General features: G+C 39.8%; 20 protein-coding genes. 16 read left to right on the top strand and 4 right to left on the bottom strand.

All coding sequences use genetic code 11. The annotated features are described in order from the left end of the window. Window positions 1-468: 468 nt before the first annotated feature. Together AC3EA5_RS00630 and AC3EA5_RS00625 are read left to right on the top strand one after the other, a co-directional pair. Window positions 469-1518, top strand: coding sequence for an LLM class flavin-dependent oxidoreductase (locus AC3EA5_RS00630; protein ID WP_488606628.1), 1050 nt, complete (start codon window positions 469-471; stop codon window positions 1516-1518). A gap of 193 nt (window positions 1519-1711) precedes the next feature. Further along, a complete protein-coding gene (locus tag AC3EA5_RS00625) occupies window positions 1712-2152 on the top strand; it encodes an SRPBCC family protein (protein ID WP_488606627.1) in 441 nt (146 codons plus the stop codon). A gap of 64 nt (window positions 2153-2216) precedes the next feature. Here the strand turns inward: AC3EA5_RS00625 and AC3EA5_RS00620 are convergent, their stop codons facing one another. Then, a complete protein-coding gene (locus AC3EA5_RS00620) occupies window positions 2217-2708 on the bottom strand; it encodes a hypothetical protein (RefSeq protein WP_488606626.1) in 492 nt (163 codons plus the stop codon). 154 nt (window positions 2709-2862) lie between these two features. On the opposite strand from AC3EA5_RS00620, the gene AC3EA5_RS00615 reads away from it, so the two are divergent. The 6 genes from AC3EA5_RS00615 to AC3EA5_RS00590 all read left to right on the top strand — a co-directional run bounded on the left by AC3EA5_RS00615 (window position 2863) and on the right by AC3EA5_RS00590 (window position 8455). Further along, entirely contained in the window at window positions 2863-4260 is a 1398-nt protein-coding gene (locus tag AC3EA5_RS00615; RefSeq protein WP_488606625.1) for an MATE family efflux transporter, read from the top strand. Window positions 4261-4329: 69 nt separating this feature from the next. After that, entirely contained in the window at window positions 4330-5532 is a 1203-nt protein-coding gene (locus AC3EA5_RS00610; protein WP_488606624.1) for an ATP-binding protein, read from the top strand. Window positions 5533-5696: 164 nt separating this feature from the next. Beyond that, window positions 5697-6416: a sulfite exporter TauE/SafE family protein gene (locus AC3EA5_RS00605; protein ID WP_488606623.1), complete on the top strand. Its 720-nt coding sequence runs from the start codon at window positions 5697-5699 to the stop codon at window positions 6414-6416. Between the two features lie 80 nt (window positions 6417-6496). Continuing rightward, window positions 6497-7072 carry a bifunctional transcriptional activator/DNA repair enzyme AdaA gene (locus AC3EA5_RS00600; RefSeq protein WP_488606622.1) on the top strand — a complete coding sequence of 192 codons (576 nt, stop codon included), beginning with the start codon at window positions 6497-6499 and terminating at the stop codon, window positions 7070-7072. Beyond that, a complete protein-coding gene (locus AC3EA5_RS00595) occupies window positions 7069-7986 on the top strand; it encodes a DNA-3-methyladenine glycosylase family protein (protein ID WP_488606621.1) in 918 nt (305 codons plus the stop codon). The genes AC3EA5_RS00600 and AC3EA5_RS00595 overlap by 4 nt, the downstream gene beginning before the upstream one ends. Next, on the top strand, window positions 7970-8455 hold the full coding sequence (locus AC3EA5_RS00590) for a methylated-DNA--[protein]-cysteine S-methyltransferase (protein WP_488606620.1): 486 nt from the start codon (window positions 7970-7972) through the stop codon (window positions 8453-8455). The genes AC3EA5_RS00595 and AC3EA5_RS00590 overlap by 17 nt, the downstream gene beginning before the upstream one ends. Window positions 8456-8522: 67 nt before the next feature. On the opposite strand, the gene AC3EA5_RS00585 is transcribed toward AC3EA5_RS00590, so the two are convergent. Together AC3EA5_RS00585 and AC3EA5_RS00580 are read right to left on the bottom strand one after the other, a co-directional pair. Next, complete coding sequence (locus tag AC3EA5_RS00585; RefSeq protein WP_488606619.1) at window positions 8523-8930, bottom strand: NUDIX hydrolase; 408 nt, start codon at window positions 8928-8930, stop codon at window positions 8523-8525. Between the two features lie 77 nt (window positions 8931-9007). Next, window positions 9008-9577: a GNAT family N-acetyltransferase gene (locus tag AC3EA5_RS00580; protein WP_488606618.1), complete on the bottom strand. Its 570-nt coding sequence runs from the start codon at window positions 9575-9577 to the stop codon at window positions 9008-9010. Window positions 9578-9734: 157 nt separating this feature from the next. Here AC3EA5_RS00580 and AC3EA5_RS00575 point away from each other — a divergent pair, with 157 nt between their 5' ends. From AC3EA5_RS00575 to AC3EA5_RS00555, 5 genes are all read left to right on the top strand, one after another. Continuing rightward, window positions 9735-10430, top strand: a complete 696-nt coding sequence (locus AC3EA5_RS00575) for an ABC transporter ATP-binding protein (protein ID WP_394189972.1) — start codon at window positions 9735-9737, stop codon at window positions 10428-10430. Then, a complete protein-coding gene (locus AC3EA5_RS00570) occupies window positions 10423-14937 on the top strand; it encodes an FtsX-like permease family protein (protein WP_488606617.1) in 4515 nt (1504 codons plus the stop codon). The genes AC3EA5_RS00575 and AC3EA5_RS00570 overlap by 8 nt, the downstream gene beginning before the upstream one ends. Window positions 14938-15003: 66 nt before the next feature. After that, window positions 15004-15390 carry a DUF4181 domain-containing protein gene (locus AC3EA5_RS00565; protein ID WP_488606616.1) on the top strand — a complete coding sequence of 129 codons (387 nt, stop codon included), beginning with the start codon at window positions 15004-15006 and terminating at the stop codon, window positions 15388-15390. Between the two features lie 40 nt (window positions 15391-15430). Next, window positions 15431-16219, top strand: coding sequence for a hypothetical protein (locus AC3EA5_RS00560; RefSeq protein WP_488606615.1), 789 nt, complete (start codon window positions 15431-15433; stop codon window positions 16217-16219). Between the two features lie 38 nt (window positions 16220-16257). Then, window positions 16258-17130 (top strand): proline iminopeptidase-family hydrolase, encoded by an 873-nt coding sequence (locus AC3EA5_RS00555; RefSeq protein ID WP_488606692.1) that lies wholly within the window; start codon window positions 16258-16260, stop codon window positions 17128-17130. Between the two features lie 299 nt (window positions 17131-17429). Here AC3EA5_RS00555 and AC3EA5_RS00550 read toward each other — a convergent pair whose 3' ends face one another. Next, window positions 17430-18407 (bottom strand): c-type cytochrome, encoded by a 978-nt coding sequence (locus AC3EA5_RS00550; RefSeq protein ID WP_488606614.1) that lies wholly within the window; start codon window positions 18405-18407, stop codon window positions 17430-17432. Window positions 18408-18566: 159 nt separating this feature from the next. Here AC3EA5_RS00550 and AC3EA5_RS00545 point away from each other — a divergent pair, with 159 nt between their 5' ends. The 3 genes from AC3EA5_RS00545 (at window position 18567) to AC3EA5_RS00535 (ending at window position 21524) form a co-directional block, all read left to right on the top strand. Continuing rightward, a complete protein-coding gene (locus tag AC3EA5_RS00545) occupies window positions 18567-19781 on the top strand; it encodes an MFS transporter (RefSeq protein ID WP_488606613.1) in 1215 nt (404 codons plus the stop codon). A 179-nt stretch (window positions 19782-19960) separates the two neighbouring features. Further along, on the top strand, window positions 19961-20980 hold the full coding sequence (locus tag AC3EA5_RS00540; protein WP_488606612.1) for a phosphotransferase enzyme family protein: 1020 nt from the start codon (window positions 19961-19963) through the stop codon (window positions 20978-20980). Continuing rightward, window positions 20973-21524, top strand: a complete 552-nt coding sequence (locus tag AC3EA5_RS00535) for a nucleotidyltransferase family protein (protein ID WP_488606611.1) — start codon at window positions 20973-20975, stop codon at window positions 21522-21524. Before AC3EA5_RS00540 ends, AC3EA5_RS00535 begins: the two co-directional genes overlap by 8 nt. The last annotated feature ends 3 nt before the right edge of the window (window positions 21525-21527 follow it).

The raw sequence follows: 21527 nt of genomic DNA, 5'->3' as shown, positions 1-21527 counted from the left end.
AAAAAAAGCGTTAATCCTCCTCGGATCACCCTAACTATATTTCAAACTTCAATTCCGGTTTTTGAAAATCCACAAAAAGACAGACTTCCTATGCAGAAGTCTGTCTGTCATGTATCAAAATAATCCAGGAGAGTACTTAATGAAATAGTAAACAACGTAAATCCAGCTTAAGCAACCATGTAGAATAGCCCAACCTATGGACTGGTAAGCACTGTAAGATATGATCATGGACAGGCAAGTTCCGTAACTGATTCCCGTTTTGATAACATTTGCCGCTTTATATTCCTTTGTCAGAGTGAATGATCCCTCCATCCAACTATTTATGAAACAGTAACATGATATGACAAAGGGTTTAGAAATATGTTGTTTCATAAAAGGATCTAAATCCTTCGGAATGAAAATATCTCGAATTTGAAGTATATTAGAAAAAATAGCTTTTTTATAGAAGCTTTACAGGAGGTCTTTGAAGTGGAAATTGGAATAAGTACGTTTGTTGAAACAACACCTGATGTTCATACAGGGGAAGTGGTAAGCCACGCCGAACGATTACGTGAAGTGGTAGAGGAGATTGTTCTTGCCGATCAAGTTGGCTTAGATGTATTTGGTGTTGGCGAACATCATCGAGAAGATTTTGCCGCATCTTCACCAGCAATGGTGTTAGCTGCAGCTGCTTCACAGACAAAACGTATTCGACTGACGAGTGCAGTTACGGTTCTTTCTTCGGCCGATCCGGTTCGCGTGTTCCAAGATTTTGCGACGCTTGATGGCATTTCAAATGGACGTGCAGAAATTATGGCAGGACGGGGTTCATTCATCGAATCTTTTCCGCTATTTGGCTATGACTTACAAGACTACAATGAGCTTTTTGATGAGAAATTGGACTTGCTTTTAACGATACAGAAGTCTGAAAAAGTAACTTGGTCAGGGAAGCACCGAGCATCCATTAATAATCTCGGTATTTATCCGCGACCGGTTCAAGATCCGTTACCAATCTGGATTGGGAGCGGGGGAAATAGCGAATCAGTTATCCGCGCTGGAGTACTCGGCTTACCCCTTGTCCTAGCCATTATTGGCGGACGTCCAACTCAATTTGCGCCACTTGTTCAGCTATATAAACGTGCAGCAGCTCAAGCGGGTCACGATGTATCGAATCTACCTATTGCTTCTCACTCGCATGGTTTTATTGCAGAGAATACGGAAACAGCTGCGGACAAGTTCTTCCCTCCTACGCAACAAGTCATGAATGTCCTTGGACGTGAGCGGGGCTGGGGTCACTATGATCGAGCAGCTTTCGATGCCGCTCGTAGTTTTGAAGGAGCCCTTTATGTAGGGGATGCAGAAACAGTAGCGAATAAGATCATTGATCTGCGTAAAAACGTAGGCATCACTCGATTTATGCTTCACGTACCGGTAGGCTCAATGCCACACGCCGACGTTATGAAAGCTATCGAGTTGTTAGGCACAGAAGTGGCACCTCGAGTTCGTGATGAGGTGGCGAAGTGGGAAGCAACTCAGTAAAAATTGGATAGTAGATGTATTTGGTTTCTACCTATTTTGCATGATATGAGCAGTGAGGATATCCTCGCTGTTTTTTTTATTGAAAAATTCTTCAAGAATAAAGTGGGAATACGTGGTATCTTGAATCATAGGATAGAAATTGTCTGAAAAAAGTCTATTTGTCACAAAAATCAAACCGAAGGAGTGAGTAAACATGGCTTTTAAAGAAACCGTCTATATTGATGCACCAGTTGAAAAAGTATTTGCAATCACAACGGATTTTGACCATGCTCCGTTCATTATGGAAAACGTAGTGAAAACAGAAAAGTTAACAGAAGGGCCAATGCAAGTTGGAACAAGAGTAAAAGAAGTTAGAAACATAAGAGGAAAAGAAGCCGAAACAGTCCTAGTTATATCTGAATTTATTCCGAATCAAAAATATACGGTAAAAAGTGAGAATTTCGGCATGACAGTGGAATACCATTATCATTTCATGGCTAAAGAGAATGGAACAACTATTGATTTTAATGGACTGATACACACAAAAGGATTAAAAAACGCACTTATTAAACCACTATTTGAAATGATCTTAAAAAAAGAAGATAAAGATCACTTGGTGAAATTAAAACAGTATATCGAACAACACAAAGAATAGACCTTACCAATTAAAAAACGCGGCCGAGATTCCATCTTCGGTCGCATTTTTTGTTAGAAAGAAATTAACCACACCACACAATAATTCGAAAGGGAGTAGTTTGTGCTGGGATGCTTCTAGTAGTAGGGCCATAGATGACAATTAAATTGCGATTTTCAATACTGTGTGAGAACACTTGCCCATTTTTTAACGTAATGGACGTATACGGGGAAAGATTTAATTTTAATTGTCCATCACTACTTATTAATTGGCTATTGAAAAAGTCTACTTTGACGTTTTGATATGGACTTTCTTTGACCATGATGAGTGCGCGATATTGCGGTGGATAAATGAGGGGTACTGGTGCGTTCCCATCATAATAACCCGTTACTTGATCCCCGACAGCGACCATTGCCTGATCCACAAAGTATGTGTCAGGTGATACAACAAAATTGACCGTACCTCCGTCACCATTTGCAACTGAAATAAATGAATAACAACCTTCATCTTCATTTGCACTTGTGAAAAACTCATCAATCGAAGTCACTGTTCCTCGAAAAGAGAAAAATTGAACCAAACGAATACCTCCTTTAAAACAAATCCTTCTATAAGCTATGCTTTCATTTCATCTTGGTGCTTCTAAAATGGGATGTTTTCTAGGTCGGTATAGCAATTTCCGCTATTAATTGGTAAGATATCTAAATTGTTTAACTCGGGAAGAAGGTTTTTAAATGGCTACAATGAAGGCGAATACAGGTCCGAAAGAGAAGTTGAATTTATTTAGCTTAACGTGGCCTATTTTTTTAGAAGTGTTTTTATTTATGTTAATGGGAATTGTCGATACGTTTATGCTGAGTGCGCTTTCGGATGATGCTGTTTCTGGTGTTGGAGCAGCGAATCAGTACATTCATATTGCGATATTGGTTTTAGAAGTCGTGGGAACGGGAGCGGCAATTGTTGTGTCTCAGTACCTTGGTTCGAAGAGGTATCTCGAAGCATCTAAAATTTCAGCGACTGCAGTGTCGTTAAATTTAGTTGTCGGCTTACTAATGAGTGCAGGGTATTTTATATTCGCCAGAAGTATGATGCAGGCGATGAATTTACAAGGCGACGTGCTCGAATATGCAGAACAATATTTATCAATCGTTGGGGGAGCCATTTTCCTTCAAGCGATTATTAACTCGTTAGCAGCAATCATTCGAGTGCATGGTTGGACGAAACAAACGATGTATGTGTCACTAGGGATGAATATTATCCACGTGATCGGAAACTATGTGCTGATTTTCGGGAAATTTGGTTTCCCAGAATTAGGCGTGCAAGGTGCGGCCATTTCTTCTATCGCCAGCCGTTTTCTAGCGTTGCTTGTGTTCTTCTGGTTGCTCTATCAAGTGGTTGAATATCGGGTGAAATTCAGCTATTACTTGAAACTTTCAAAAGAATACATTGGAAAAATTCTTCACATTGGGATTCCGGCAGCCTTTGAGCAAGTGATGTACCAGGCGTGTCAAATTGTGTTCTTATATTATGCAACGTACTTGGGAGCGGAAGCTTTAGCAGCAAGACAATATGCCATGAACATCTCTATGTTTACGTTTTTATTCGCCATCGCGATCGGAATGGGGACAGCGATTATCGTTGGCCGTTTAGTTGGGGCGAATGAACAAGATGAGGCGTATACTCGCTTATGGAAGAGTTTGAAGTTCGCACTCATTTTCACATTAAGCACCGTGACGTTAGTCATCATTTTCCGTAACCAGCTCATTGGCTTGTTTACAGATAATCCTGAGGTTATCAAAATTGCCACATCCGTGCTCGTTCTAAGTATTTTATTAGAAACAGGTCGCACGTTGAATATTGTCATCATCAATTCTCTGCGTGCAGCGGGAGACGCAAGATTCCCTGTGCTAATCGGTGTGTTTTCGATGGTGGCGATGAGTTTGCCATTAGGTTATTTCTTAGTATTCGTATTAGATATGGGTCTGCCAGGAATTTGGTTAGCCATTGCCGCAGATGAATGGATACGCGGGATTATTATGTATTTCCGATGGAAGAGTCGGAAGTGGGAGAAATATGCTTTGGTCGGTCCAGGAGCTGTTGAAAATGAAACGCCATTACCAGCAGAAAATTAAGAGAATGCCCTTACTTTGGATTATAATAGAGGTGGATTAGTAATTTTTTACAACAGAAGGTGTGTTTTTGTGAAACAATTCTATATAAAAAAACAATATTACATTCTCACTTTTATAACTGTCATCATAATGACGAGTGGGTTGCTGGTTGTCATTCCTCGTTATAATGGATTAGAAATAGGATTACTTCTTCATGCAGTATTAGTGGTTTTATTGTCCGTTTCTTTGCTCATATATCCAACTTTCGAAAGTGTTCTTTTCCGAATTAGTATCATTATGACTGGTGCTGCCTATTTTTATGTGCTCTTCTTTTTGTATCCGGAAACATGGTCGACGTTTATCTTTCTATGCTTTATTCCAGCGTTTTCAATCTTGTTTTTTGATAAAAGACTGTTTTATTTCTCATTAATTTTTAATGCAGTTTTAATCACCCTCACATTTGGTTATGTGGTGTTAATTGATCAAGGCACTAATTACTCGCATATCACCATGGATTTGACGGGGAATATTATTAACTTCATTGGTAGCCAAGTGATTTTATATCTGATTTTCTATATATCTTCTGATCGAATCAAAAAACAGCAATTGTATTACGAGGAACTTCAGCAATCAGAGAAATTAAAGACAACGGGTCAATTAGCCGCAGCAGTAGCTCACGAAATTCGAAACCCATTGACAGTGGTAAAAGGATTTTTGCAAATCTACGAACATGATCCTCTCATTCGAATGGGTGCAAAAAAAGATATTTCATTAATGATTGAGGAGTTAAACACGGCGGAATATGTCATTTCTCAGTTTTTAGCCATTGCTAAACCTGATAATGATCAAAAATTGGAAACGGTTGATGTTCAAAAATTACTTCAAAGTGTGTCTGAGTTACTCATGTCATATGGTGTGTTTCATCAAAATATAATCGACCTACAAGTTCCCGGAAATATCTTCATTACTGCTAATCACATCGAATTGAAACAATTGTTCATTAACCTCGTGAAAAATGCTATTGAGGTTTCTAGTAAAGGGGATTCGGTCATCATTCGTGCTGAAAGAATAAAGGATGAGATTGAAATTCAAATTGTCGATTCTGGTTTTGGCATGTCAGAAGAACAATTGAAATCGCTAGGAACACCTTTTTATTCGTTAAAAAGTAAGGGGACAGGACTCGGACTCATGATCTGTTTTAATATCGTTGAAAAATATAAAGGTTCTATTCAGTTTAAAAGCATTGAAGGGGAAGGCACCACAGTGATTGTTCGATTTCCTTCATTTGAATAAAGAGATCTCACCAAGTTGAGTCGCTGTTGAGATGCAATTGTGCGATAAATTGCCGATTTTGTGCGATAAATTTTCAAATTGACCGATAAATGTGCCAATCTATGCGATATAACTGGAAATTGACTGTTTCCAACAGGATTGGGGCGGAAAAGGGAGGTGAGAACGTGGAAATCGCGCTATTCGTATGCATCATATTAATCGCATCAATCCTCCAAACGGCAACGGGCTTTGGTTTTTCAATTTTAGCTACGCCATTTCTTCTATTATTATTTAAACCAATGGAAGCGATTCAAATTAACTTAATCTTATCGCTCGTCATTTCAATTGCTTTAATTGCCAAAATTCAAGATCACGTAGATTACGGCATACTCAAACGATTCATGATTGGGAGTACAGTTGGCTTGCCGATTGGCATATTGATCTTTTTATATGTAGACATAACGAGTTTGAAAATCGGGGTAAGTTTAATCATTCTGCTCTTAACAATCCTGCTCCTACTCCAATTTCGCGTAAATCAAACCAAATCGAGAGATGGAATAGTGGGTGGGTTCTCGGGTTTATTAACAAGTAGCATAGGTATGCCAGGCCCGCCATTGTTGCTTTATTTTGCTGGAACGGATACGCAAAAGGACAAGCTGCGAGCTACCACGTTAGCCTTCTATTTGTTTATTTACTCCATGAGTTTAGGCATTCAAATGCTTTTTATTGGCACGAACAAAACGGTTTGGGTCTCAAGCGGTCTTTCACTTCCGCTCGTCATCGCTGGATTGTATGTGGGTCAGTTGCTTTTCAAACGAATAAATCAGCAGCTCTTTCGAATTTTTACCTATGCGATTTTACTCATGACGGGATTGTATTTATTAATGGATAGTTTCAGACCATAACCGCAAGAATGAGGACGATTGTAAGTTCGTTTTCTTGTTAGAATGAAGAAAATCAATGCGATCGACAGGGAGGGAACAGAATGACGACACTTCATCTTTCATTTGAAGAAATGTGGGAGAAAATTATGGTCTGTGATGCAGCTTACGATGGGCTGTTTTACACGGCGGTCAAAACGACGAAAATCTATTGTCGTCCCTCTTGTCGTTCGCGCAAACCGAAAAAGGTTAACGTGGAGTTCTATCAGTATATGGCCGAGGCTGAAGGAGCGGGTTACCGTGCCTGCAAACGTTGCAAGCCGGAGGTCGAACATTCGCCACACACGGAACTGGTTCAACAAGTGACCAGTTACTTAGTCAATCACTATAAACAGCAACTCACATTACAAGATATAGCCGATTACGTTGGACTGAGTCCTTACCATTTAGAGCGTCTATTTAAACAGGAGACATCCAAAACACCACGTACATTCTTAGAAAAAATACGGATTGATAAAGCGATCTATTATTTAGTCAATTCCAATCACACGAATCTAGAGATTTGCTACGAAGTTGGATTCCAAAGTACGTCCAATTTCTATAAAGTATTTCGCAAGATTCATGGGTGTTCACCGAGTGAGTATCGACAACGTCAAGCTGTAAAGGAAAGCATCATATGAATTGGCTAGATAACGAATCGACGATTGAATTAATTCCACCTGCTCCATTCAATTACGAAGAGTGTTTGCTGTTTTTAGGCAGATCTGAGCAGGAAGTACTTTATGAAATAAAAGACGGAGCGATATGGAAGCTACACCGCGTATCCGGTAGCGTGGTTTTATTCAAAATAAGCCATCATTCAAATAAGCTTAAGGTTGAATTTCCAATAAGCCCACCTTCGCAAGTGGTGCGTCAAGAAATTGCCGAATACATATGGGAATGGTTCGACTTAGACACAGATTTAAACGAATTCTACAAAATGGCTGTTGAAGACCCGATTTTGAATAAGCTAACCATTGAATACCAAGGACTTCGGATGATATGTCTCCCAGATTTATTTGAAGCATTAACGTGGGCAGTGATGGGGCAACAAATCAACCTGACTTTTGCATACACGCTAAAAAAACGCTTTGTGGAACAATTTGGCGAGAGCTTATCTCATGGTGAGCAAACTTACTGGCTATATCCGTCAGCTGAGCGCATCGCAACTCTTGAAGTAGAGGATTTACGGCCGCTCCAATTCACGGGACGTAAAGCCGAATACATCATTGGCATTGCGAGGACATTAGCAAGTGGCGAGCTTACAAAAGAAAAGCTACTAAACATGCAGACGCCGCTCGACATGTATCAAGCTTTAATCCATATGAGAGGAGTGGGGGCATGGACTGCCGATTATGTGCTCATGAAATGCCTACACCACCGAGCTGCTTTTCCAATCGCTGATGTCGGTCTACACAATGCACTAAAAAACCAACTAGGTCTGGAACGAAAGCCAACCATTATGGAAATAAAAGAAATCGCAGCACACTGGGAAGGCTGGCAAGCATATTCCACTTTCTACCTCTGGAGGTCCTTATATGACAGAACGCTATAAAGTCGACTATCAATCCCCAATAGGCGTCATCGAAATCGTCGGTTCAAACGAAGCGATTTACTCGATTTTGTTTTCTGAAGAAGACAACTTAGTCAATTCAATAAGTGACGACACACCGCAAGTCATAAAGGATTGCTACAGTCAATTAGATGACTATTTTAAAGGTGAACGACATGAATTCACCTTCCCGATGATGGTTGAAGGCACACCATTTCAACAATCTGTATGGCAGTCTTTAACCACTATTCCTTACGCAAAAACCGCTTCATACAAACATATTGCCGTCACGATGGGAAATGAAAAAGCCATCCGCGCAGTCGGAACAGCGAACGGTAGAAACAAATTAAGCATTGTGATCCCTTGTCACCGAATCATCGGAGCGAGCGGCAAACTAGTCGGCTATGCCGGTGGATTATGGCGAAAAGAATGGCTGCTTAATCATGAACAAAAATTTCAACCGCTAAAGTAAATGTGGAAATTTAAAAACACCCAACCACGTGGCTGGGTGTTTACTTTATGATGTGGTCAAATAACGATTAAAAAGCAATATAAAAAGGTTGAAGTTCGTCATTTATGCAGTACTCAATTCGTTGTCTGAAGTTTTTCCAAGTGACCATTTCTAATGCTTGATGAATAGGGAAGAAACCTACTTCTAAACTCTCAGGACTAGTAGTTAGTTCGCCGCCAATCGGTGTAGCCAAAAATAACGTATTACAAATGGAACCACTAACATTTTGAAATACGCCACAAAACTTCGTAACTTCAATATCAATTCCTGATTCTTCTTTTGTTTCTCTAATTGCCGCATCCTGCAAGGATTCGCCTTCTTCCACCTGTCCGCCAGGCATTTCCCATCCTCTTCTTGGACCTTTGATCAATAAAATCTCGTTTTTATCATTTATAACGATTGTTGCTGCTGAAACAATATGTTTTGGTATTGGCATTCTCTTATTCTCCATTTCCAATAAAAAATCTATTTTCTCGGTATGTACATCTTTATTTAAAGAACGAAGAATTCACCTCAAGGTTTCTTCGTCGTTTTCGCATAAATACACGTATCGGTCCATCTTAAACCATCTACTGATAAGTCCTCATTTTCTAAAATACCTTCTAAACGGAATCCGAGTTTTTCAGGAATCGCACGACTTTTCACGTTCTCTGCTTCCGTGCGAATCTCCACACGTTTCATCTCAAGACCTTCAAGTGCATAACGGGACAAACGATCAATTGCTTCCACCATGTATCCTTTACCTGTATGTCTCGTGTCAATCCAATAACCAATCTCCAGCTTCTGAACGTCCCAGTCAATATTATGAAAACCAGTTGTTCCGATATATTCCTTTGTCTCTTTATTAAAAATCAAAAACCGTAAACCGGTTCTACGCATAAAGTTAGAAATAGACTCTCGAATATTCGCTTCCGTATCCTCAACAGCTGGGGTTGTTTGTACAAACGGAAGCCAAGGCTTCATTTCGTCAAGTGACGCTACAATCGCTTGATTCACAACTGTTCCATCCCCAACTTGTGGCATCCTCAAAATTAAGCGTTCTGTTTCAAGACTCGTCGCAATTTCTCTTAATATATGATTCATTCCTATACACCCTTTATCCATAAAATGTTATTCACTCATCATAATCGAAAATCTGGTGAAGTCACAAGAAGTTTTTTAATCTCCTTTTTATGGTTTCAATTTCTGTTATATTTGTAATATACAGAATTTACAATTTTTACTACAAGGGGGATTCAAAATGAAAAATTCCATAGAGTGTAGAGAAATAGAAAAGCTTTTTAAAGGTGATGGAATTGAAACATATGCATTAAAAGATGTGAACTTGAAAATAACCGAAGGGGAGTTTGTATCCATTATAGGACCATCCGGCTCTGGCAAATCTACATTATTAAGCATTTTAGGAACACTAGATATCCCTTCTAGTGGAGAAATGCTTTATGAAAACAAACCTACAAATAAATTAAACAATAAACAGATGGCAGATTTTCGTTTTGAAAACATTGGATTTATCTTTCAACAATTTCATCTCATTCCAACGCTAACAGCTCTTGAAAATATCATGGCACCTTTATTTGGTCGCAAAGTCACTTACGATAAAAAACAACGGGCACAAGAGCTCCTTGAAATGGTTGGACTAAAAGACAAAGAGAATTCTTTGCCATCTCAATTATCCGGTGGTCAACAACAACGTATTGCTATCGCACGTGCTTTAGTTCACGAACCGAACTGGTTACTAGCAGATGAACCAACAGGGAACCTAGATACGGAAACAGGGGAAATCATTTTTCAATTGCTCCTTTCTTTAAACAGAGAAAAAGGATGTGGGGTTTTATTTGTCACGCACGACCCTGAACTTGCTAATCGTGCGAATCGAAAAATCGAAATGCGTGACGGGTTACTTATTGCTGATACTGTGGTAAATCAATATGCTTAAATTCATTTGGAATTCGTGGTGGAGAAATAAAGAACGGTTTATATTGCTACTGGTTGGTGTCTTGATATTAAGTACAGGCCTTAGTTATTTAATCGGAATTACTCAAGCAAATAACGGGACTGTAGTTGATGAACTTCAAAAGAGATGGAAGTCATCCTATCACCTAGTCGTTCGTCCGCAAGGTAGTCGGAGTGTTACAGAGGATTTGAATCTTCTAGAGCCTAACTACTTAAGTGGAATGGAAGGCGGAATTAGCCTGGAACAATATGAGCAGATAAAACAAATCGAGAATGTGGATATTGCTGCTCCAATTGCCATGATTGGTTCAAGTACGAATTATGTGGAATTAGAGAACCCGGATATTAAAGAACCCGGAATTTATCGTATTAAAACAGTTGAAAACGTAAATACAGGAGCAAAAATAACAACTGAAGAATTTAACCAATATGTCACAGTCGGTTCTTGGTTTCCACCGGATGCGACTGATTATGGTGTATCTCCAGGGATGCAACCTCTGTCTTACGGTACAGAAGTAATGATTGCAGGTATAGATCCAGAAGCCGAAGCAGCTTTAGTTGGCATTGATCAGGCAATGGCTGCAAGTGATAACAGTCGATATTTTAGCGAGGATGAACCATTTACTGCAAGGCAATTAGATGCGGACATAGAGGAAATACAGATTCCTGTGATTATAAGTAATCAAGACTTTGTAGATGCGAACATCACGTATACAATCGAAAAAATGGATATACCTTTTGAAACCAATCAACATGAAACAATTGAAGACATTCGGAATAAAGGAAAAGAGAGCTATTTAGATACCCTCAAAGGGACACAGGTCGAAGAATATACGTACAATACAACTGACGTTCATAACATGCTTGTAGAAAAGATAGTAAATCCGTCTTATGATGGCATTTTGAGACTACCTGATTCTGTTTGGGTTGCTCTAAAACCTTCAACGGTAAAATATAACCCAGTAACAAGTCCTTTTGGCGAGAGATGGCCTTATACGTATGAAGTCGAGCCGTTTAAGCTCCCGGATGATTCACCTTTTTACACGAAAAATATGTATCGACAATTTAATCCGTATAGCGAGGATAGTTCCAAATGGCCGAAGCTACGTATGAATTTTATTGGAGTCTTTGATCCTCAGAATCTGAAAGTGTCAAAAGATCCTCTAACGGAATTGCCGATGGAAACGTATTTTCCTGCTAAAGCTCAGTGGGTGATGGATTCTTCAAATAACCCAGTTAATCCACCCGCTGACATGAAACCCACTAATGATGCATATGGATTTTTAACGAAACCACCTCTTGTATTAACAACACTTGATGCAGCAGCGCGTATTTTAGGAGATACACCCATTTCGGCAATTCGCGTAAATGTCACAGGTGTAGAAACAATGAATGAGGAAAGTGAAGTTCTGTTGAAAGAGGTTGCAACTGAAATTGAGGAGAAGACTGGTCTAATAACGGATATTACACTAGGATCTTCACCACAGTATGCTTTGACTCACTTACCTGGTTTAGCTGGTGAAGAAGCACTTGGTTGGGTACAACAACCATGGATTAAGTTAGGTTCTTCTATATCGATCTTCCAAGAAGCAAAAATAGGAATGGCTGGCGTCATAGCTAGTGTGATTTTAGTGGCCATCGTTTATGTATTTGCTTCGAATATCATCATGTTATTTGCAAGGAAGAAAGAATTCGCTGTTTTGCTTTCTTTAGGATGGCGACCATCACAATTATCCAAACTTCTCTTTTTAGAGTCGACGATTTTAGGGTCACTGGTTGCGTTAATTAGTTGGTTCATATTAGGGATGTTCTTTGTATCGGGTAGCATAGACACCTCACTTTTACGGGTCTTCTTAATTGGTGTTAGCGGATTAGCGATTTATTGGCTAGGATCACTTATACCTATTTGGTTAATTAAACGTATTAAACCGTACGAGTCCATGAAATCTGGAGAAGTATCAAAACGAACGAACCGAATTGTAAGAGCCGAATCAGTACTTGGAATGAGTATGAATAACTTATTTACACAGTGGCAACGAAGCTTGTTGTCGATTATCGCTATTGCTGTGCCTACGAGTTTATTTATCTTCTTTCTCTTCGTTACGTTTAGATTAAAAGGGGTCTTATATGCAACTTGGTTAGGTGAATTTGTTGCACTTGAGGTTGGTATGATGCATTACGTAGCGATGGGTGTCGCACTTCTGATCGCTATTTTAACCACTACTGAAATCATGTGGCAAAATGTTGCTGAGCGACAACCGCAGATTGCCGTTTTAAAAGCTACAGGCTGGCAAAATAAAGGAATTCGCTTACTTGTGTTATTGGAAGGAGCAATGAGTGGTCTTTTAGCTGGGTTAATCGGTCTAGGATTAGCCTTGATCATCATTTATCGCATGTATGGGGAACTGCCTAAGGGCGAGTTTGTTTTCTTATTTTCTACCATACTCATTCCGATTATAACGGGAGTCATAGGTGCTGTATTGCCTGCTGAGAAAGCAGCGCGCATCTTGCCATACCAAGCAATTAGTGGAATACTCCAAAACTCTAAAAAAGTAGAAAAACAATTCAAGTGGGCTATTAGTGCTGCAGGAGTCGGATTACTAGTTGGGATACTATCCTTATTCATTTATGCTATCCCTGAAAATCAAGGAACATCCGTTGGTAAACTAACAGGATCTTCAGTAGCAGAAGGTACGAAAGGAAATTTATTACCCGTTTCGACTAAGAATAATGAATCCAACAAAGAAGAGGAAGAGGAAAAAGAGGAAACAAGCAACGAAATCTTTGAAGAGATTAAAGGAAATGCTTATCGCTCTTTTGTGTTGGGAGAAGATATAGACAAAGAATTTAAGTTTGGTGAACTGGTTGAACCACCACCCAACCTTGTCGCATCAAGTGAAAAGAATCAATTAATTTCTATTCCAGTCACAATGGAGACGAAAAGTGATAGTGGCGGAATCACGTATAAACCTCAAGGCTTTAAAATAATTGATAAAACAGGGAAAGAATACGCCATTATAGATATGGAAATAACCGAAAAAGGGAATTGGAAGAATAATTTTAATTATACATCGCCGAGTAAAACAAGCGTGATTTTAACATATGAAGTACCAAAAGCAGAATCTCACTTTCTCTTGTTAGCTCGAGTGTGGGCGCTACCAGGAGATTACGTGGCAGAAATCCATATTCCAGAAAACGCAAAAGAAAATATTAACCCTGGTGTAAGTGGAGAATATACGTTAGATGTAAAAATGGATCAAGATAATAGATTCCAAATCAGTGCTGAAATCGATGTAATGAATGAATCACAAGATACTTGGAAAGATATCGGATTTTATTTCATTCCAAATGCATTTACTGAAGAAAATAAACCTGAATTCCTGATTGACGCTGCCGATGTTACGATTACTTCAATTATGGAGTCGGGAGAAGACCTACAGTATGAGTTAACGAACAACAAACTTTTACTTAAGCTCAATAACGATCTTTTACCTGGTGAAAACAAAAAGGTTCAAATACAATACACCTTGGTTTTACCTGAAAACGGTGCTCGCCTCTCTAGAATAAAAGATAATTTTTATTTAGCTCAATGGTATCCGATGTTAGGGCACTACCAAAATGGGTGGAATATTAAAGACTTTGATGTAAAAGGGGAATCCTATCATACGAGTTATGGGGATTACGTGGTGAATTATGAACTGCCAAAAGACTATTTAGTTGTCAGTTCAGGTCAAGATAATCAAATTCAGCCAACTTCTTCAGGAACGATTGAAGGAGAAAATGTGAAAGACTTCTATTTGGGGTTGTTAAATCCTAATGAATGGACGAGTAAGTCTGCCGTCGTAAATGATACGAATTTGAGATTATTTATACCATCCGAAGGACCAGACTTCTCAGAGGATATGGCTATATCAGCAGTTGAAGCTTATGCTTATTTCGAATCAAACTTAGGAGAAAATCCTTTTCATGAATTAGATATCATCGGCAACGGTGGAAATATGGAATATCCAAATGTGATTGAAGTTTCTAACGACTCACAAAGTTTTGAACGCACACTTGTTCACGAAATTGCTCATCAATGGTTTTATTATATGGTTTCAAATGATCCGCATAAAGATGCCTGGTTGGATGAAGGTTTAACAGAGTTTGTGACGTCAATCTACTTAACTGAAAAGTATAATGAATCGATCGGATTTGAATTTGCCAGCGGTCTATCACAACATGGTTCTACTAGTGACATTGTCAATATTCCATTAAATGAATTTGAAGGCGGTCAATACGTATCTACTGTCTATGGGAAAACGCCGCTATTGTTAAGGGACTTTTTCAATGAACATGGTGGGCAAGAAGAAGCACTTCAATTCTTATCTGAGTATTTCAAAGCATATAAGTTTAAGTACGTTGATAGTAAGGTATTTGCCGATTTCTTGAATGAGTATTTTGAAAAGGATAATAGTGAGTTTTTAGAGGAATGGTTAGTGTTGGATTGATATCGAGAGCTACTGAGTAGCTCTTTTTTTATAAATTGAATTTAATAATGTGAAAGGAGATGTTCAATGGAAAACTTTCCGTTCATCGAAATACTAGTAGTCTTTGCTATCTATTTAGCTATCAGCTATTTCTACTTAAATAAGAAACTGGGCATTAAAATCAAAAGAAGAGGATTCCTTTCTGTGCATAGAAATCGATACTTTTTAGCCATCGATTTTCTGTTCATCTTCTTGTTTTTAGGCGTGATAATGGGCTATGCAAACGGTGATTTTACTTTCATGAGATCACATTCTTATCTATTTGCTATGTTTGGTCTATTTATTATGCTCAGCATCAACAGTGGCATAGAAGAATGGTTATTACACAGGAAGGATAAAGCGTTCTATCACGAATGGTTGAGTTCACTGCTTTACTTAATGATTCTTTTCGTCCTTATTATTGGAGGAAATTGAAACGTTCATAACTTTTGACTTGATAAAGGAGGTAGAGGAAGTGAGAGAACAGTTATTGCTCAACAGATTAGACGACATAGGAAAGAACTTAGCTCAAACGGAAGGTGCTCTTTTGCTGTTAGCACTTGGATCTGTCGGTATTGAGTTAGAGCGTCTTGATGCGTATTCTGATTTAGATTTCTTTGTCATTGTGAAGCCTGGTTTCAAACCTCGATTTATTGACCAACTAGATTGGCTTGAATCAGTTTATCCGCTTGCCTATTCATTCCAAAACACGAAAGATGGCCATAAAATCTTTTTTGAAGATGGGATTTACGGCGAGTTTGCCATTTTTGAAGAACAGGAAATGACAAGCATAGCTTATTCCGCAGGAAGAATCGTTTGGCAGAATGCTTTATTCGTCGACCCAAACCTCGGAACTCCTCGTCAAAAAACAGACGTAGCGAGACCTGAAACAATGGATTATGCGTTGAACGAAGCCATAACCAATCTATATGTCGGACTTTGCCGTTATGCGAGAGGCGAGAAGCTGTCTGGAGTGAAATTCGTAGAGACGAGTGCCGTTGACAACATCATTTCAATTCTGCATCTCGTGGAACAAGAAAAAGATTATTTTCCAGATGTTTTTGGCAATGAAAGACGCGTGGAAAAACGATACCCTAAGTTTGCTAAAAGAATGGGCAACATGATGCAAGGCTACGAAAACGTACCGGCTTCCGCATTAGAGATACTCGCATATATAGAGAAAATTTACCCAGTTAACCAACAAATGAGTTACGAAATCAAACGCTTATCAGCCATTTGCCAGCAGGAGAAATCCGATTTATAGGGAATGGTATGAGTAAGGTAATTAGAAAGGACGATTCGATGATGCATACAGAAGAAGGGTTTATTCCTGTAACAGGAGGCAATGTTTATTACCGAAAAACGGGGGATGGGCCAGGGATTCCATTATTGGTTTTGCACGGAGGACCAGGCGGGATGAGTAGAGAGTCAGATCCGATTCGTGAACTTGGAAACGATCGACCAGTTATTCACTATGATCAACTTGGGTGCGGGAATTCAGACCGTCCAGAAGATCTATCGTTATGGACTGTGGAGCGATATGTAGAGGAACTAGGACAAGTTAGAGACGCATTAGGACTAGAAGAAGTACATATACTTGGTCATTCATGGGGTACGATGCTTGCAGCCGCGTATTTATTGACCAAACCAACCGGTGTAAAAAGTGTGATTTTCTCAAGTCCTTGCTTAAATTCACGCATGTGGGAGCGGGACCAACGTGAATACTTAAAGGATTTGCCGAAAGAATCTCAAGAAATCATCGAACGTTGTGAAAGAGATGAAACGACCGATTCTCCAGAATATCACCAAGCGATGATTGAATTTTACGAACGTCATGTTTGCAGATTGCTACCTTGGCCGCAAGAGCTTTTAGCTAATATGGCGAGAAGCAACAAGTCCATTTATGGATTCATGTGGGGCGCATCCGAATTTACCGTAACCGGCACATTACAAGACTTCGACGTTACCGACCGTCTAAACGAAATCGATATTCCAAGTCTATTCACATGTGGACGCTTCGACGAAGCAACTCCGAAGACAACTGAATACTATGCGAGCCTAGCTCCAAATTCCGATTTCCATGTGTTCGAAAACAGCGCACACATGCCAGGAGTGGAAGAACCTCAAGCCTTTGCCAAAAAAATGCGCGAATTCTTGAATCAACAACCGAGGTAACTTCAAAGGGTGCTTTACAAGTGGAGAGAAATGAGTGATTTCTCTCTACTTGTTTTTAATTTTATAGAGCGTTTTTTTCATATTCTCCATTTGGAGGGGCATATTCAAGGATTCGGTTGGTCGATTCGAGGATTCATTGTGCCTATTCAAGGATTCAGCTACCACATTCTAAAATTCGTCTTTTTCACACAATTTCAAGCTCCCATTTCTGTTTGAAATGAAAGCACCATCTATAACAATAAAAAGGTGTCCCAAAAGTCACCTAACATGACTTTTAAGACACCCTATACCAATTAAAATTACTCCTTATGACCAAGCACTTTCTCCCAATCAATCGTTCCATCCTTCACTTGATCGCGAAGTTCTTTCGTCATAGAATCCTTCGGACGACCTCCATTTTTCCAGTCACCCGCGTGATCTCCCCATTCTGGACGATCTTGTGAAAGGATAAAAGCAGCTAAATTACTCGCTTCTTGTTCCGTTAACGTACCGCCTTGACCCTTTGGCATATTATTTTGAATATACCCAGCCATTTTAGACATACGTGCCATTCCGGCACCATCGTTAAATGAACCTTCACCCCATAGCGCAGGACCCGTTAAAGCACCTGTTCCAGAACCATCTTGAGCATGACAAGCGATACAAGATTGTTGGAAAAGTTCTTCACCAGCCGCAACGTCAGGAACTGGTACTTCCTTCATTTCATTTTGCTTCAGCCAAGGCAATTCAGCGCCGACTGGAATTCCTTCTGAAATGTATTGGAAGTAAGCGACCATGGCATCTAAATCTTCATTGTCTTCTTCAAGAGGCTCACCATTCATACTGCGAACCATACAACCATTAATTCGTTCTTCAATTGTGACCACTTCACCCGAACGTGAAATATAAGCAGGATAAGTAGCCGCTACACCAACAAGTGGCGAACTATTCTCATCCATCCCTGCGCCAGCATGACAGCTTGAGCAAGAAAGCTCGTTTACCGCATTCATACCATCCTCAACGGAAGCTGCTTCAGAGCGCAAAACTTTAGACGTATCATTGACTAACTCATGACCACGTAAAATAGCTTCACCCTTAGGACCTTCTGGAACATCATCGAGTGATGGTGGGTTAAACTTGATCTGTCCAGCTACTTCACCAGCCGGTTGCGTTGCGGACTTTGAAGCATTTTGTTCGGCACGATCCTTCTCATCGCCTAAACGAGCCCCTAGTACGCCAATCACAACAAGTGAAATTAAAAATAGAAAACCAATAACCCAAGAAATAGGACGAGTCATAATCCGTGCTCCTTTCAATAAAAAAATATATAATATCTACCTATGTATACCCGTACCCCTATGGATATAACCTTATTTATATAATAATTATTACCATTAGAAATGAACGAATACGTTGGAATTGAAAAAGTGCCAAAATTAAAGGTTGGAGGAATACGAATGTCGATACAATTAGGGATAAAAGAAAACCGCAATCATTTCATATTATTAGTATTATTGAATTTATTTGTCGGAGCCATGGTTGGTCTTGAACGAACGATCATGCCTCTTTTAGGAGAGGAAGAATTCGGCGTTAAAAGTACAGTTGCCGTTCTATCTTTTATTGTCAGCTTTGGATTTTCGAAAGCCATCGTCAATTATTTTGCAGGTATGTTGGCGGACAAATTTGGACGAAAACGTATCTTGATAACAGGATGGGGAGTCGGTTTACTCGTTCCTATTTTGATTTTGATCGCAGATGCTTGGTGGGTCATCATCCTAGCAAACGTTCTTCTTGGGATCAATCAAGGGCTAGCGTGGTCAATGACTGTAAACATGAAAATTGACCTTGCTAAAAGTACAGAACGCGGCACTGCAGTTGGGCTAAATGAATTCGCTGGCTATAGTGGAGTAGCGCTTCTTGCTTTAGTCTCAGGCTATATCGCCACTACGTATTCCGTCCGCCCGGAACCATTTTATCTCGGGTTAGCCATCGCAATTATTGGTTTTATTCTGTCATTTGGGGTAAAAGATACAGCCGATCATCTTGCGCAACACATGAAAAATAGTCCGCCCGTTAAAGCACAAATGGGTGCGGCTGAAGTGTTTAAACGCACGACATGGAAGGATAACAATCTATCTGGATTTACATTTGCCGGATTGGCCACCAATTTTAAAGATGGCATGGCCTGGGGACTCTTTCCGATCTTCTTTTTAACTGCTGGACTAAGTCTCCAAGAAATTGGATGGTTAGTTGCCGTGTACCCGGCAGCGTGGGGGTTTTTCCAACTCTTCACTGGAACATTAAGTGACAAGTTTGGACGCAAATACTTGCTCGTTGCTGGCATGCTCCTACAAGCAGCTTCCCTTTGGTTTATTTTGTCAGTGGAAGGAATCATTTTATGGATGGCTGGTGGGATTTTACTTGGAATTGGAACAGCGCTCGTCTACCCCGTTTTACAAGCAGCCATCGGAGACGTTGCCACGCCGGATTGGCGAGCTTCTGCTATGGGTGTGTATCGTTTTTGGCGCGATAGTGGATATGCCTTTGGCGCTCTATTTGCGGGTTTACTAGCCGATTCCATTTCCGTTCCATGGGCAATCGGACTCGTCGCCTTGCTTCCGGCGTTAGCGGCACTCAATCTCATTTTCCGAACGATCGAAACGCATCCGTAAAACCTAATTCTTTATTCCAATAAAACCTATAACCGTAATGAAACAAAAAATGCCCTCAGTGTGACATAATACTGAGGGCATTTTTATATACTGATTCGTTTAGCTCCTAATGAACCATTAGTAAAAAATGGAGGACTTAATGTAAAATAAAAGTTGTATATCTAAGGAGGAAGTTTCACATGGAACAATGGGTAGAGGATTTATTTTCAACAGAAGTACTACACAAAGCCGCTGCATTTTATAGCGCGGATGCAAATGATGCGAGAAAACTCGGCGACTTTGAAAACTACGTTTATGAAGTCATTAAAGACGGAACACCATACATATTACGTCTCACACATTCTTCACATCGGTCAAAAGAAGAAGTAGAAGGCGAATTAACATGGATCAATTTCTTACATAGTCACGACATTCCAGTATCACTCGTTCATAAATCAGAAAACAACGAACTAGTAGAGGTATTGTCGGTAGGCGATTCTTTCTTCTACATCTGTTTATTCGATAAAGCACCTGGAGCTCCCTTAAAACCAAACAGTCCAGAATTCGGTCCAGAACTATTTAAAAAATGGGGAGCAATCACAGCGAAAATGCATCACCATACCGAAGTCTACCCTGCAACAAACACGGGTCGTAAGCGCTGGGATGAAGACGATCTAATTGAACTCGATCAATACATCGATAACGCACAAGACGCGGTCATCATTGAAGGCAATCGACAATTAGTAAAGGAACTTCAAGAACTACCTGAAACGAGCGATGTCTTTGGCTTAATCCATTCAGACATCCACATGGGTAACTTTTTCTTTCACGACGAACAAATTCATGTATTCGATTTCGATGATGCCATGCATTTTCACTACGTCAGTGACATCGCCATTCCACTTTACTACGCAACGTGGTGGAAGCTTCGAAATGAAAACTTGGAAATTAGATCGGCATTTGGAACCGACTTTTTGAAACACTTCTTAGACGGATACCTAAGCGAACGACCATTGTCACTCGAGTGGCTAGAACGTTTACCGCTTTATTTAAAATTACGAGATTATACTTTATACGGCGTCTTCCATAAAAAAATGGATCTCTCCGTTGGACATGAAGTCGAAAATCAACTCGTTGCCGGCATTCGCCAGCGTTTGATCGACGAAGAATTGATTGTGGAATTAGACTACAAAGAAATTTGGAAGCGAGCGAATGCTTGAAAACGAAGTCATTGACATGATTGAAAAGGATCCGTGGAGAATGGAAGTACTCAAGACCGTTGAAACTCTCGGCTTACCTGATTGCTGGGTATGTGCAGGATTTGTTCGCTCAAAAGTATGGGATGAGTTGCACGGGTTTGAAAAAAGAACAGAACTCGCAGATGTAGACGTCATCTATTTTGATGACACACAACTCGACGAATCCATAGAAAAAGACTTGGAACAACAATTACACACCAAAATGCCAAATGTGCCGTGGTCAGTCAAAAACCAAGCGAGAATGCATATCGTCAACGAGTTTCCACCGTATGCATCCTCAGTAGATGCCATATCCAAATTTCCAGAAACAGTTACCGCACTAGGAGTAAGACTTAATGGACAACAAATAGAGTTAACCGCGCCACACGGACTGGAAGACCTTTTTCGATTTGAAATAAAACCAACACCGAGCTTCGCACAAGAACCTGAACGAAGCTATTATGAACATCGAGTGAATCAAAAAAACTGGCAAGCCACTTGGCCAAAAGTCCAAAATATAATCTGAAAC

This window comes from Paenisporosarcina sp. (genome assembly GCF_057785155.1).
This window is presented reverse-complemented; position numbering and strand designations above follow the sequence as displayed.

Coding starts and splice junctions, on each gene's coding strand:
- AC3EA5_RS00625 (WP_488606627.1), top strand. CDS start 1,712: ATGGCTTTTAAAGAAACCGTCTATATTGATGCACCAGTTGAAAAAGTA.
- AC3EA5_RS00615 (WP_488606625.1), top strand. CDS start 2,863: ATGGCTACAATGAAGGCGAATACAGGTCCGAAAGAGAAGTTGAATTTA.
- AC3EA5_RS00600 (WP_488606622.1), top strand. CDS start 6,497: ATGACGACACTTCATCTTTCATTTGAAGAAATGTGGGAGAAAATTATG.
- AC3EA5_RS00595 (WP_488606621.1), top strand. CDS start 7,069: ATGAATTGGCTAGATAACGAATCGACGATTGAATTAATTCCACCTGCT.
- AC3EA5_RS00590 (WP_488606620.1), top strand. CDS start 7,970: ATGACAGAACGCTATAAAGTCGACTATCAATCCCCAATAGGCGTCATC.
- AC3EA5_RS00585 (WP_488606619.1), bottom strand. CDS start 8,930: ATGCCAATACCAAAACATATTGTTTCAGCAGCAACAATCGTTATAAAT.
- AC3EA5_RS00580 (WP_488606618.1), bottom strand. CDS start 9,577: ATGAATCATATATTAAGAGAAATTGCGACGAGTCTTGAAACAGAACGC.
- AC3EA5_RS00575 (WP_394189972.1), top strand. CDS start 9,735: ATGAAAAATTCCATAGAGTGTAGAGAAATAGAAAAGCTTTTTAAAGGT.
- AC3EA5_RS00570 (WP_488606617.1), top strand. CDS start 10,423: ATGCTTAAATTCATTTGGAATTCGTGGTGGAGAAATAAAGAACGGTTT.
- AC3EA5_RS00565 (WP_488606616.1), top strand. CDS start 15,004: ATGGAAAACTTTCCGTTCATCGAAATACTAGTAGTCTTTGCTATCTAT.
- AC3EA5_RS00555 (WP_488606692.1), top strand. CDS start 16,258: ATGATGCATACAGAAGAAGGGTTTATTCCTGTAACAGGAGGCAATGTT.
- AC3EA5_RS00550 (WP_488606614.1), bottom strand. CDS start 18,407: ATGACTCGTCCTATTTCTTGGGTTATTGGTTTTCTATTTTTAATTTCA.
- AC3EA5_RS00545 (WP_488606613.1), top strand. CDS start 18,567: ATGTCGATACAATTAGGGATAAAAGAAAACCGCAATCATTTCATATTA.
- AC3EA5_RS00540 (WP_488606612.1), top strand. CDS start 19,961: ATGGAACAATGGGTAGAGGATTTATTTTCAACAGAAGTACTACACAAA.
- AC3EA5_RS00535 (WP_488606611.1), top strand. CDS start 20,973: ATGCTTGAAAACGAAGTCATTGACATGATTGAAAAGGATCCGTGGAGA.